The organism is Pseudoalteromonas sp. PA2MD11 (assembly GCF_017808125.1).
Lineage (GTDB): Bacteria > Pseudomonadota > Gammaproteobacteria > Enterobacterales > Alteromonadaceae > Pseudoalteromonas > Pseudoalteromonas simplex.
This window is the reverse complement of sequence record NZ_JADKNF010000001.1, coordinates 509,761-522,542: the sequence shown is the minus strand read 5'-3', so window position 1 is coordinate 522,542 and position 12,782 is coordinate 509,761. Positions and strand designations below refer to the sequence as shown.

10 protein-coding genes are annotated in these 12,782 nt (G+C 42.9%); 4 read left to right on the top strand and 6 right to left on the bottom strand.

From position 1 onward, the window contains the following. Nucleotides 1-29: 29 nt before the first annotated feature. The 4 genes from ISP07_RS02250 to ISP07_RS02235 form a co-directional block, all read right to left on the bottom strand. Complete coding sequence (locus tag ISP07_RS02250) at nucleotides 30-410, bottom strand: hypothetical protein (protein ID WP_054551843.1); 381 nt, start codon at nucleotides 408-410, stop codon at nucleotides 30-32. Continuing rightward, a complete protein-coding gene (locus tag ISP07_RS02245) occupies nucleotides 410-757 on the bottom strand; it encodes a hypothetical protein (protein ID WP_209326716.1) in 348 nt (115 codons plus the stop codon). Before ISP07_RS02245 ends, ISP07_RS02250 begins: the two co-directional genes overlap by 1 nt. Nucleotides 758-949: 192 nt before the next feature. Then, nucleotides 950-2,992 carry a prolyl oligopeptidase family serine peptidase gene (locus ISP07_RS02240; protein WP_209326644.1) on the bottom strand — a complete coding sequence of 681 codons (2,043 nt, stop codon included), beginning with the start codon at nucleotides 2,990-2,992 and terminating at the stop codon, nucleotides 950-952. 141 nt (nucleotides 2,993-3,133) lie between these two features. Continuing rightward, nucleotides 3,134-4,366, bottom strand: a complete 1,233-nt coding sequence (locus ISP07_RS02235; protein WP_209326715.1) for a TMEM143 family protein — start codon at nucleotides 4,364-4,366, stop codon at nucleotides 3,134-3,136. 236 nt (nucleotides 4,367-4,602) lie between these two features. Here ISP07_RS02235 and ISP07_RS02230 point away from each other — a divergent pair, with 236 nt between their 5' ends. Then, entirely contained in the window at nucleotides 4,603-5,511 is a 909-nt protein-coding gene (locus tag ISP07_RS02230) for a GGDEF domain-containing protein (RefSeq protein ID WP_054551839.1), read from the top strand. 59 nt (nucleotides 5,512-5,570) lie between these two features. Then, a complete protein-coding gene (locus tag ISP07_RS02225) occupies nucleotides 5,571-6,155 on the top strand; it encodes a YqaA family protein (RefSeq protein WP_055021262.1) in 585 nt (194 codons plus the stop codon). A 47-nt stretch (nucleotides 6,156-6,202) separates the two neighbouring features. Here ISP07_RS02225 and ISP07_RS02220 read toward each other — a convergent pair whose 3' ends face one another. Beyond that, nucleotides 6,203-8,131, bottom strand: coding sequence for a phytase (locus tag ISP07_RS02220; RefSeq protein ID WP_209326643.1), 1,929 nt, complete (start codon nucleotides 8,129-8,131; stop codon nucleotides 6,203-6,205). A 58-nt stretch (nucleotides 8,132-8,189) separates the two neighbouring features. Then, complete coding sequence (locus ISP07_RS02215) at nucleotides 8,190-10,490, bottom strand: TonB-dependent receptor plug domain-containing protein (RefSeq protein WP_209326642.1); 2,301 nt, start codon at nucleotides 10,488-10,490, stop codon at nucleotides 8,190-8,192. A 284-nt stretch (nucleotides 10,491-10,774) separates the two neighbouring features. Between ISP07_RS02215 and ISP07_RS02210 the strand changes: the two genes are divergently transcribed. Together ISP07_RS02210 and ISP07_RS02205 are read left to right on the top strand one after the other, a co-directional pair. Continuing rightward, nucleotides 10,775-11,692: a GGDEF domain-containing protein gene (locus ISP07_RS02210; protein ID WP_209326641.1), complete on the top strand. Its 918-nt coding sequence runs from the start codon at nucleotides 10,775-10,777 to the stop codon at nucleotides 11,690-11,692. Continuing rightward, the gene (locus tag ISP07_RS02205) at nucleotides 11,676-12,674 is read left to right on the top strand and encodes a helix-turn-helix domain-containing protein (protein ID WP_209326640.1); all 999 of its coding nucleotides are present in this window, start codon (nucleotides 11,676-11,678) and stop codon (nucleotides 12,672-12,674) included. The genes ISP07_RS02210 and ISP07_RS02205 overlap by 17 nt, the downstream gene beginning before the upstream one ends. The last annotated feature ends 108 nt before the right edge of the window (nucleotides 12,675-12,782 follow it).

The window sequence follows — 12,782 nt, the reverse complement described above, 5'->3', positions numbered from 1 at the left end:
GGTATAGGTTTTTAATCGGTGAGTCGGAATTAGTTGTTCTTTTTGCTTCGTGGCGCACCGAGTAAAATACCGATGTGGCAAACACAGACAGATAAAAACGCACTCAACCCTAATGCACCGCCATAGCCATGTAAGCGCGGCACGAGGTACTCAAACAATAAAGCAAATAGTAATGACGCAATGGCTAATGTAAAAATACCAAAGCGTTTTGGTGCGCTCATACCGATGAAAGTACCGCCGAAAAATGCCACGCTGTATAGCTCAACATCAACGGGGAATAGACTCAAAATTGCAAATGCAATAATGCTGGTGGCGGCTGAGGCGCGAATGCCGTCGAAGCGATTATGATGTGCTAAAAAGTAGGTTGAGTAAGCACCTAATAACGCTGTTATCGCAATAAATATATTCATCAAAAAATCCCTTTTGCAAGCATATAAAGCGCCACACTGGCAAAAGCCACACTACCAAGTCGGCCGCCAAAACCTGCAAATAGATTCATAGTCAAAATATAAAGACTGGCACCGATCAATGAAATAAGACTTAGCTCCCAATAACTGTTTATTAAACTTGAAGAGCACATGCCAGCAAAGCTACCAGCGTAAATGGCCGCATAAGGGTGTGATTTTAACGTTCTTGAAAAAGGTAAAAACGTACCGATTAAGCCTGTCGCAGCAGCGGCTACAACAATAGGAACACGAAAATATTCGTGTAAGACGAAACAGATAAAGCAGCCAAAAAAGAAACAAATATACTTTATTAAAAAAAACCGAAAGTGCTCAATGCTGCTATTGTTTTTAAGCTTTGCTGCGTAATTTAAAATAAAAAGCTTAAGCGATTTCATACTCACTTAGAGGTAGGTGAAAAGAGGGGGAATTTTCACATTTTCTAACTTTAAAGTACAATTGTTTAAGGCTTCGAATGAGCTCGAAGCCTAGTTACTCAGATTAACTTAATCTTTTTGATATTGTTTGAACCACGCAAGCGTGTATTCAATTTTCGAAATCATACGCGATGGACGACCCGCAATACCATGGGGTGAGCCCGGTACACGAATAAGCACGGTATCTACCTTTTGGAGTTTTAATGCTTGATAGAATTGCTCTGATTCTGAAATTGGCGTGCGGCGGTCTTCTTCACCTGTCATGATCAATGATGGTGTGGTGACGTTACCCACTAATGAAAGCGGCGAACGTTTCCAGTAGTGCTCAACATTGTCCCATGGCATGCCAGGGAATTGGTTACGAATTTGACCAATATAGCTGTCGGCTGAAAGCGTTTTACTTAACCAGTTGATCACAGGCTTGGTAATTGCCGCAGCGTTGAAGCGGTTTGTTAAACCAACCGCATAAGCCGTTGCAATACCACCTGCTGAACCACCCGCAATAAATAGGTTATCTTTGTCGATAAAGCCTTTAGCAATCATGGCATCAACTGCCGAGTTGTGATCGGCAAAGTCTTCTTCAGAGCTGTATTTACCATCTAGCAGTAGTGCAAAGTCTTTACCGTAACTTGTTGAACCACGGTAATTCACATACACAACCACATAACCCTCTGCGGCATAACGTTGTAATTCAGCAGTAAAGCTTGGGCCATAGGCAAGATGTGGGCCGCCATGAATTTCAACCATTAATGGGTACTGTTTGCTTTCATCAAAATCAGGTGGTGTGATATACCAACCTTGAATAGCCTGACCGTCGAACTGCGATTTAACATTCAGCTCGTGCACTTTACCAAGCTTCTTATGGCCTATTACATCTTCGTTTAATGAAGTTAGCGTTTTACTTTTACCTCTGTAGATGTAGCCTAAATCAGCTGGGCGGTATTCACTGCCTGTGGTGTACGCAATCGCGCCATTATTGGCCATGCTAAAACTACCACTGACATATGGGCGACCAATAGAAGTGCCTGACACGGTATCAGTTAAATCAGTGACCTTACCGCGATTGTTTACTTTAGCAAGCTTACGCTTACCAAAGTCATCGTACTGAATAACAAAGTCGCCATCGCCTGACCACTTATAATCAGCCACTGAGCGGTCTAATTTTTCAGTAATATGCTTGATTGATTTATCGTCTAAATCGAGCATAGATAGTGTCGAGTTAATGTAAGGCACAGGGGCGTTGTCACGCGCAACAAAGGCAAGTTCATCACCGTCTTCAGCGTAACGCGGGTTACTCTCACGGCCAGGTAAATCAGTTAGTTGCGTAAGCTCACCTGATTTTACATTGATTTCATAGAGGTCTGACTCAGTTGTGCGATATTCCCACTCATCATTGCGATCAGCAGAAAAAGCCAGTTTTGTGTTGCTTGGATCCCATGCCAGTGGGCCATAATGCTGATAATCACCCGATGTTAATTGGCGTGGTGTGCCACCCGAAACCGGAATAACAAAAACGTGACGATATGAAGGCTCTAAAAAGCCTGCGCCATCAGCTTGATAGCGTGCTTTTTCAAACACTCTCACTGGTTTTGACCACTGTGCGCCTTTTGGTTTTTTCGGTAATTTGACTGATTTAGCGAACGCAGATTTACCTTCAGGAATGCTCATAGTGAAAGCAATTTGTGCAGAGTCATTCGACCACGTTAAGTTTCGTACTGATTTTGGTAGTTGCGTTAATAATGCTTGTTTATCTTGCGCTAACCAGTAAACGTGAAGTTGATTTGAGCCGCTTGAATTGCTGGTAAAGGCAATTTTCTTGCTATCAGGAGACCAAGTAGGTTGGCTGTAGTTATGCTCATCAGAAAACAGTGGTGTGTGTTGACCTGACTTTAAATCGTACAGCCAAAAACTACGCTTGTTACCATCTTTCATGATGTCGTAGCCGCTGCGCACATAAACGATTTGTTTACCGTCAGGGCTTATTTGTGGGTCGCCTGCGTATTCAAGTTGAAAAATATCTTCAGAGACAAACTTGTCGTTAGCATATACTTGAGCCGTCGTTGCTGCGCACAGCAAACTTGCTCCAATAAGAATTGTTTTTTTTAATTGCATGGAATGGTCTTTTTTTAGCCGTAAAATTTTATCCTAAAAGCAGAGCATTCGCTGCGCAAGCACATTGAGATAAAGTTGCATTTACCCCAGTTGAATTGACTCTAAATTTATTTGTACTTGCTAGTAGCTGATTTTAAAGGCTTAGGCAAACTTAAAATAGTCATCCCAACGCGCATCTAAGCGCTGTTTAGCCTTATCTAAATCAACTGCCGAATAAAGATCATTTTGCTGATTAACTAGTTCAAGCTTGACGAGTTTGTCTAAAGCATCATCAATTTCAAAGTCGAGCTGGCAATGATGCTGCGCGTTAAACCACTGTTCAATTTGACTATCTAATTGCTGTGCAGTCATCGCTGATTCGCTTTTTAGTAAAAAGGTGTAGGCAAGTAGCGCTTCTTTAACATCTTCTTCTTCAGCTGCATCGACTAGGGTATGAAAAACCCCGGCGTTGTTATCGAGGTTTTTAAAATACAAATTGTCGGCCAGTGCTTTCATAAAACGAATTTTACGGTTTTTAAACTTGCTCCACTCTTTGAATATAAAGCTGCCAAATACCCCCATGCCGATTGCAAAGGTAATAAAGTGTTGCTGACTCATATGTACTTCTTCACTGCGCCAACCACCCCAAAAGGCAATCATAGCAATCAGGAGTAAAATTGACGCACCTAATTTTGTTACCAGTACCACAGCTCCACCAATCAGTGCTGATGAACCAATAATCAGTTTATCTATTGGACGCATTTTTACTTCGCTATTCGGAAACAGCATTTCTAAATCGGCTTTTGGCACATTCTGGAATAATTTGACGATGGTTGAGTTTGGCTCAAAGCCTACCGGCATTTTGCCTTTCTCTAAAAAGTACTGCTCGTCTTTAAAGCGGATGAAAATGGCAACGCGGTCATAGTTAGTAAACTGAATCTGCTTTTTCTTAAGCCCCCAAAAACTGCGTAGCGTCTCGGTTTTTTGCGATTCGCCGCGACGGTAAAAGACCACTTCTGCAAAGTCATCAAACTCAACGGCTAAACGCACTTTAAATAAAGACTCTTCATTCAGTGCATCTTGTAAGTCTTGATTGGTAATGGTTTCAAAATTGGCAGCATTGAGTACTTTGGCAAACTCTTTTGCAAAGGCAGATTGGTAGCTGGCACGTTGCTCGTTGGTAATCGGTGTTAGCGTTCGGGTGTCGCTATTTGGGTCAAATGGCGCATAGTTATTTTTTAAAGACTCCAGCAGCTCGTGATATTGATAATGAGTCACGCTTTGCAAAAGAGTAGCAAACTCCATAAACGAAGCTGATTGCGGCTCACCCAAGTAAGCTTGGCAAAGATTTATGACGTCGTGTTTTCGAAAAGGGATGAATCGCGCGTTGCTCATAGATTTGTGTAATGTCATTAAAACTGGCTGGGATAATAAAAAAATAACGACAAAATTGCGACCGTTAGTGGCAAATGGCATGAACTTAGACTTTTTTACTGACTAAAACGGCTTATGTTTAGAATATTTACTCCAGTAAAAACGCTGGTTTTTCCCCTTTATAGTGGCTTTATCATGCACTTTTAAATTTGCTTTGCTAATGTTTAATTCATTGCAGCAAGTTGTCGTGATTAATTATGAATAAGCAAGCACCCCCTCCAGAAGTAAAGGCTGAGTTAAATTCAGTACCTCTTGTAGTAAAGCAATTCTTTATTAGCTTTTTTGTTGTCGTTTTATTGATGATAGTCGTGACTTATTTGTATAACTTTAATCGGCTTGAAAGTGATGTTTACTTAAATGGTGTGCTCAGTGATGCTATTAATTTGCTCATTTTGATTTGTATTTTTGCGTTTGTGCAAACTTCGGTGGTTGCTAAGCGCAGTTACTTATTTTTAAGTGTGGGTATCTTCCTTTGGAGCGTCGGACTTACATTTGATTTTTTAGATGAGCTGGTGTTCCAACCAATCTGGGTCGGCATTTATATCGAAGATATTACCCGCACCTTAGGGATGCTTATCACTGGGTTTGGTCTTTATTTAGCGCTTACTGATTTAGCTAAAACCCGAGAGCAGCTCGAAGAAGAGCTAAAAACCGATGTATTAACAAAGGCGTACAATCGTCGTTATTTTTACCATTATGTGCAGCAAAACCAAAGTAAACCACATAGTTTAGTGATCGCCGATATTGATCATTTTAAGGCGATTAATGATGAATATGGTCATGATGTAGGCGATCAGGTATTGATAGACTTTGTTTATCAGTGTCACCAAGCATTAGGAGAAGACGTTCTATTTGCGCGAATTGGTGGTGAGGAGTTTGCAATGTATGTTGCCACAGATGATGCAGATGAATTACATGCTACCTGCGAGCAACTGCTGAGCCTGGCCAGTAATGTGATGGTGACACCGAGTAAAACGCTCAGCGTGAGTGTTGGTTCAGCGATCAAACGTGCTACTGAGACCTTTAGTAGTACCTTGAAACGTGCTGATCAAGCGCTTTATTTGGCTAAAAATCAGGGTCGTAGTCGCTATGTTCATAAACCGTAAGGGACGGTTAAGGGTTTTTGTTGTAACCTAAAATGCAACAAAACGATTAAGGATGAATAATGGCGATTGCAAAAAAGCTTAAGCAAAAAACACGGCAGTTTATTGACTCAAAACATATGCTTAAATCGATTACGGTGGCATCATTTTTAGAGTCAACCATAGTGCCTATTCCTCTTGAAGCTGTGCTTGTTCCGTTAATGCAAGCCCGCCGTGAAAAGCTTTGGTTAATTGCCTTAATGGCGACCATAGGTTGTATAATCGGTGCTATTTTTGGCTATGCCCTTGGCTATTATCTATTTGATGTAGTGGGCGATTGGGTGATTAATACCTTCTCAAACCCTGAGCAATTCGAGCAAGTTAAGCAAAAAATGCAGGCACAAGGCTTTTGGTTTGTATTGACGCTCGGTATTGTGCCCATCCCATTTCAAATTGCCATGCTTGCCGCTGGAGCTACTAAGTATTCGATTTTTCTATTTTTACTGGCAACGGTTATTGCTCGTTCAATCCGCTACTTTGCTCTTGCTGCCGTTGTTTATTACGCGGGTAATCAGGCTGAGCGAGTTATTCAAAAGCACAAAACCAAAGCCTTAGTGGCTATTTCTGTGTTAGTACTGTTACTTTGGTGGCTAAGTACACTCATTTAACAGTTAAAAAAGGTGCCCAGATAAACCGAGCACCCTTACAGAGTAATTTATTGAATGGCTTTTTTTACTTCGCGCCAGTCAATAATCTTAAAGTTTTGCGGTGCCTGTGGCATGCGGTTGTAACCATCTTGCACAATTAGCACCCCTTCAGGGTAGCCCGGTAGTGCAGCCGGTGTTACTGTTAGGCCATCAGTTTCTGATACGCCATCTATTGCTAACTCTAGGTTATTGCTGATTGCAAATTTACCCGCAAACTCTAGGCTAGGGGTAGTGCCATCGATAATTTTATAAAGCACATAGCTGTAATCACCTTGGCTAGAAACCACTAAATAACGGGCATCTTTTGCGTGGTAGATTTCCATGCCTTCTACATCATCAACCAACAGAGCGTTCACGGTTTGCAGCATTACAGGTTTATTTCCAGCTGTTGGCTCAGCGCCAATAAACCAAATACCTTCGTCTTCTTCACCTAAAAATAGCTGTGCGGTTTTATCATCAGCACTGCAACCTTCTGGTTGGCTTGGAACACTAAACTCGCGCACTAGTTGTGCTGATACGCTCTCATTATTACCAGTTAGTTTGTATTGCTGAAATAGGCCTGATTTGTCATTCATAAACACATAGTTGCCTGTGTTTGATGAGTACATACACATACCGTAAATTTCTTTTAGAGTCGTTGGCAGCTCAGCAAGATGTTGCACCTGATTGTGAGTATCGACGCTGTAAACACTGATGCTGTTATGAGTACGGTTACTACCTGCAATCCAGGTGTTCGTTGCGTTGTTGATATTTGCATGTTGGCGCACATCAACATTATTTAATCGGCCTGTTTCTATTGCTTGTAGCTCTTTGCCTGCAAGGTCATACACCATTAAGCCACGGCGTTTATCGGTACCTAAGATCAAGCTTTTAGCTGCATTATTAGGGTTTACCCAAATTGCAGGGTCATCGGCGGCATCACCAAAAGCACGTACTGCATCGGTTTGCGCTTGTGCATTGATGTAAGTAACAGCCGCTGTTTTAGCGCTATTGTGTTGTTTAGCCTGCCCATTTATTTGACCTTTTACATAATGACCTGATTCATCATCGTATAACACGATGTCAGCTTGATTATTGTTAAAGCGCACTGCGGCAGATTCAATCGCCAGTTCACCAGCAAATTGCCAGCTGCTAAAACGCTTTGTGCTATTTTCGTAGCGATGTAATTGGTTATCCTCAGAAGTGGTAAACCATAAGCTGCCATCTTCTGTTGTGCTTAAGCCGCCAACTTCAGGCGCTAAGCTGCCAAATGGCGACATCATAGCAAGGGGCTTTTTATCGGCGCGCGATTCAGCGTCGGCGTTAATTTGCCAAATGCCTAGCTCGCCTTCACTTAAATAAAGAGTTTTACTGTTATCATCAACCGCACAGCCTGATGTTTCACTTACACCAGCAAACTCACGTAATTCAAGGTTTAACGCGCGTTTGTTTACCATATCAAACACCAGTGTTTCGCGGATAAGACCACGAGCGTCTGCCACAAATGCCGATACTGCTTGAGTTGTAGGGTTAGCAAATAAACACACCGCCTCAGGTTTTGCTTTTGGTGGGCTGATACGGCTAATTTCAGTTAGCTGCCATTTAGCTGCTTTTTGTAAGCTAAAAATCACCGCTTGGTCAGCTTCGTTGTCGATGCTAGCAACAAGGTAACTGTTTTTGCTGATTGCCTTAACAGACAGCGCTTCGAAGTTACCTTTTTGTAATCCGTGCTGTTTACCTTTGGCATCAATAAGTTGTAGGCCTTGGCTTTGTGAGCTTAATAGCCAAGTGTCATCAGCAAGGGCTGCCGCTTGTGAGCCTTGCATATTTTCAGTTGTGCCAAAGGCTGTTAATTGGTTTTTGCTTGGTGCCTCGGTTGCCGTTGTTTGGCTACACGCAGCTAGGGTGCTTAGCATTACTGCACTGGCAACAAGATTAAGTGGTTTTTTAAAATTCATGGGATCCCCAAATATACAACAAGGCAGCAATGCGCTGCCTTAATAACTCTTATGTGTATTAAAACGCGTAGCGCAGCATTAACTGAATAACAGGGCCTGCTTCTTCAGACTCCAGTTCATACTCGTCAAAGTCGCGGTTGATTTGGTCATCAACCGTGTCGAATTTGTTAAAGGTTTCGTCTTTACTTGCATCTAATAGGTTTGAGCCCACCAAACGAAGCGTGACGTCTTGCCAGCGTTTTTCTACGAATAGTTCAAGGTCTGCGCCGTAGTGTGTGGTTACTTCTTCACCCACGATACGACCATAAGCATCACCTTGTTTACGGTAAGTTGCACCGAACGAGGCGCCTAAATCAGGTAGATCTTGGATAAAGCCAACGTTAAACACGTAGTCAGATTGGTCGTTGAATTTACGGCTACCGAAAGTGTCATCTACTTCTGAATCAAGCCATGAGTAGTTAAAGAATACCCCTGTGTTTGGCATGCTAATAGCGCTTAGCGGCGTTGATAAATCAAGCTCGATACCTTTTACGTTGCCATCACCGGTGTTACGCGGTTGCAAAATGTAAGTACCATCACCTTCTGAACCTTGTTGGCCTGTATTGGCTATTTCGATAAGGTCTGTGACATCGCGATAGAACACATTGATACCCACGACGCCGCTTTTACCTAAGCGATATTCATAGCCTAAGTCCATACCCCACGATGATTCTGGTTGTAGGTCTGGGTTTCCTAAAAAGTCGTTATCGCCTAACTCTTTTTCAAGTAGAGCAGGGGTGATGTAATCAAAGTCAGGACGACGTAAGCTACGTGCAACCGACGCACTTACACGGCCGTTTTCAGAGACGTTGTAGCGTAAATGTGCCGATGGTAAGAAAAAGTCATAATCGTTTTTAGCGCTGACACCTTCTGCTTTGTCAGTAATGGTTGAGTCAGTTGTTTCGTAGCGCACACCCAGCTCCCACGAGAAGTCTTGGTCTTCGTGCTTAACTAATGCAAATACATCTAGGCGGTCTTCTTCGAGCTTATTGACGCCACCAGCGGCTGCTTCAAACTCGTTGTTAAAGCCTGCCAGTGACAGAGGTGTTTTGCTGAACTGATCCCAGCTAGTAAAGCTTTGTTCACTTTCACCTTCGGCTTGATAAACCGCAGTATCGCGCTCTTTACCTTGTACAAAGGCACCGAATTGAATCGTTTTGTTCTCGCCTGCAAACAAGCTATGTTGCCATTGTAATGACCATTCTTTGTCATCAAGGTCTACGGTTTCTTCTTCTTCCTCAAATACCATAGGTAGTTCAGAGGTATCGATTTCCACTTCTTGCTCGTAAACAGACTCTTCAAAGCTTGCAAAACCAAGTTTGAATTTACTGGTGCCACCAAAAAGGGGTAACTCATAACCCGAGTTGATGTTGTAGTTGGTTTGGTCGATGAAAGACACATTGGCGTTGTCGGTTTCAAGATTACCCCCTTCAACGATTGAGTTATTAATTGCTGTTGGGTCGTCATATTCAAATGAACGCTCATCTTCAGTACGGTCGGTATCAACCCAAATCGCGCTGATATCAAACTTACTGCCATCATCAAAAGCAATTTCGTAGCTGGCATTTAGCGAGGTATCGTCACCGTCGCGAATATCTGATTGATCTTCGCGGTTATCGAATTCTTCGGTTTTGTAATTAGCGTTATTCTCTGGGCTGTCGCCATAGCGTAGGCTTGATTTTTGTTTTGGGTTATAACGACCTTGTAAGTTCGCACCTAGTAGTAAACGGCCGCCAGCAAACTCAGTGCCGTAAACACCGGCAAAGCTTTCTTTTAATTCGCCATCGTCATAACGCAGGCCACCCGCACGTAGGTAACCACCATCTAGGCTGTAACCGTCACGCAATACAATGTTTAGCGTACCGGCAATGGCATCGGCAGAGCGGTTTGCACTTGAAGCACGAATAATTTCTACACGCTCAATTAGCTCGGCAGGAATACGGTCAACAAAGAATGAGCGGTCAGCACCTGCACCAGGTACTTCTTCACCGTTGATAAGCACCTTTGTGTAAGCTGGGCTTAAGCCACGCATACGGGCGCCATCAGACTCTAAAACATCTGATAAAAACGTCACACTCGGTACACGTTTTAATGCATCACCGGCAGTCAGCGGTTCAAAACGTTGAAAGTATTCTTGTGAGTATTCAAGCGTCGGTGCCAGCTCTTGTGAGCGGTTGCGATAACCAATCTCGCCATATACAACAAGCTCTTCAGAGACTTTTACTTTTTTCTCATCGCTGCTTTGTTCGTCTTGTGCGTAAGCGGCAAATTGGCATAAGGCGAGGGCGCTTACTAACGCCTTCGTTTTAAATTGTTTCATGGGTTTGCTCCTGGTTGTCCTTGGTTTGATGAGCAAAGTACGCAGCTTAAATGACGCAAATGTGACAGAAAATCGCTAACAGCCAGTAAAAACAAGTGATTAGAGGCTTTTAAAAGTACTTTTGAGCTGCAATAACCCCATCTTTTTAAGGCAATTACAGTACTTAAAGGGTTTAACAAGGTTTGACTGTCGTTTTGCTGTCACATCATTGAGCTAATATGACCCTGCTGCTTTAAACGCTAACGAGTTAGCATGACAGCGTGAATTATTGTTAGGTACTGAGAATGCGATATAACCCTTTTACTCATCATCGATTTTTAACCAATGCCGTTATTGCTCTGTTTGTAATTGCGTTTTTGCTAAGCGCGCAAGCAGGAGAATTAAAGCCTTTTGCTGATATCGCATGGTTAGATATTTTAGGCGAGGGTGGCATTGTGCTTATGACCCTTACTTGGATAGCTGCGCTGCTTATTTCGAGGCCGCCCGGCAAAGTCACCAGCTTTTTAGTGCTAGGGCTTGGGCTTTTTATGTTTTCAGCTTCCCTTGATTTATTTGATGAGTGGTTACATCAACCAACCAACACGTGGCTTACTTGGATTGAATCATTGCCTGCGCCGATAGGCATGATTTTCACAAGCCTTGGGCTGTATCAATGGCATCAAGAGCAATACGTACTTAACAGGCAATTAAAGCGCCGTGAAGCACAGCATCGTGAGCATGAGTTAGTGTGCTCAATAACAGGGCTGTATAAGGCTGATTACTTACAAGCAGTGCTAAAAGAGCAGTTAAATGAGCCACAGCTTCTGCAACTAGCCGCCATTGATATTCGCGGTTTTGCTGATTTTAACGCTGAATTTGGTTTTATCGAAGGCGACCGCTTACTAGGTGAAGTAAGCGAGCTTTTATTGATGAATTGTCGCCTTAGCGATGTGGTGTGCCGCTATGCAGGAGACTGCTTTATGGTGCTAATGCCAAACACCAGCGCAGTACAAGCGAAAGAGCTGGTGGCGCAAATTACCTCGGCGCTGAGCCATTGTGCATTTAAGGTCGAAGGCGAAAAACACGCTAAGTTTCAAGATGTAACAGCGGCCTTAGTGGGCAGTATGCATGGCGATACACCACAAAGTTTAAGCTCGCGTTTACACGCTAAGTTACAACAACAAAAACAACAAAGAGTCAGCCATTGTGAAGCCGTATCTTAATCAAGGTGACAAATACCTCACCGCACAGGGACTGATCACCACGCTGGTGGAGCTGGCCTTAAGTCGCGGCATTGCACTGCATAAGTTACTCAGAGGCACAGGGGTGTTTGAGCAAGACTTAATGAGTGTGCAGCATCAGTTTAGTATTTCGCAGCAAGTACGCTTATTGATGCAGTTTAAGCAGTTGATGAAGTCCGCCGACAGTGGCTTTTTATTAGGCAGTCAACTAGCAAACGATACCTCTGTTGCCGCCCAAGGCGTGTTACATGCAGCGCATATCGGCCAAGCCTTAAAGCAGTTACACAATTTGCGCATGCAACTAGCTCCTTTGTTATTTAGTTACAGTTATGTGCATAATGAGCAGTATTACATTGTGCTGCAAAATGCTGTGGGCTTGGATGATGAAATCAGCCAGTACGTAATGGAAATTTATAGCGCCGCGTTTTACCAAATTCTTAAAAAAGTGGCGGGTGAGCGAGTCCCTTGTCAGTTTGAGTTTGCCTATAAACGTGCCAGACATAGCCAAGAATACGAGCAGCATTTGGGCCTTAAAGTTGCTTTTGAAAAGCCTATAACCCGCTGGGTATTAAATAAACACGCGCTTAGGCTTACTAACCCCGCGTTTAGTAGTTTTCGGTTTTCACAAATTAACTCGCAACTAGCGGCATTAGATTCAGCAAATAGCACGTTTGTGGAAGCCGTAAGCCGATTAATTTATCAAAATCCGGCATTAAATTTAGACCAAGTAGCCAGTCAATTTGCTATGAGCCCTGCAACTTTCAAGCGCAAACTAAAAGCTCATTGCGTGCGTTTTTCTACCTTGTATGATGAGCAAAGTAAGCGCAAAGCGATTTACCTTCTTGCCATGCGCGAACAATGCAATGAGCAAGTCGCCATGCGCTTATCATTTTATGATATTGCTAATTTCAGACGAGCATTTAAACGCTGGACCGGGCTTACGCCAAGTCAATTGAAGGGCTAATACTCACTTAGTTTTACTGAGTGATAATTGAAAAAAGTCCTTAAGCTCACCTATATGACTGATTGGATGAAGATAAAAATATATCAATTACGGGCAGTTATTTTAATT

What these genes read in the sequence shown, in the direction of transcription:
- ISP07_RS02250 (WP_054551843.1), bottom strand. Translation starts at nt 410, where the DNA reads ATGAATATATTTATTGCGATAACAGCGTTATTAGGTGCTTACTCAACC.
- ISP07_RS02240 (WP_209326644.1), bottom strand. Translation starts at nt 2,992, where the DNA reads ATGCAATTAAAAAAAACAATTCTTATTGGAGCAAGTTTGCTGTGCGCA.
- ISP07_RS02235 (WP_209326715.1), bottom strand. Translation starts at nt 4,366, where the DNA reads ATGAGCAACGCGCGATTCATCCCTTTTCGAAAACACGACGTCATAAAT.
- ISP07_RS02230 (WP_054551839.1), top strand. Translation starts at nt 4,603, where the DNA reads ATGAATAAGCAAGCACCCCCTCCAGAAGTAAAGGCTGAGTTAAATTCA.
- ISP07_RS02225 (WP_055021262.1), top strand. Translation starts at nt 5,571, where the DNA reads ATGGCGATTGCAAAAAAGCTTAAGCAAAAAACACGGCAGTTTATTGAC.
- ISP07_RS02220 (WP_209326643.1), bottom strand. Translation starts at nt 8,131, where the DNA reads ATGAATTTTAAAAAACCACTTAATCTTGTTGCCAGTGCAGTAATGCTA.
- ISP07_RS02215 (WP_209326642.1), bottom strand. Translation starts at nt 10,490, where the DNA reads ATGAAACAATTTAAAACGAAGGCGTTAGTAAGCGCCCTCGCCTTATGC.
- ISP07_RS02210 (WP_209326641.1), top strand. Translation starts at nt 10,775, where the DNA reads ATGCGATATAACCCTTTTACTCATCATCGATTTTTAACCAATGCCGTT.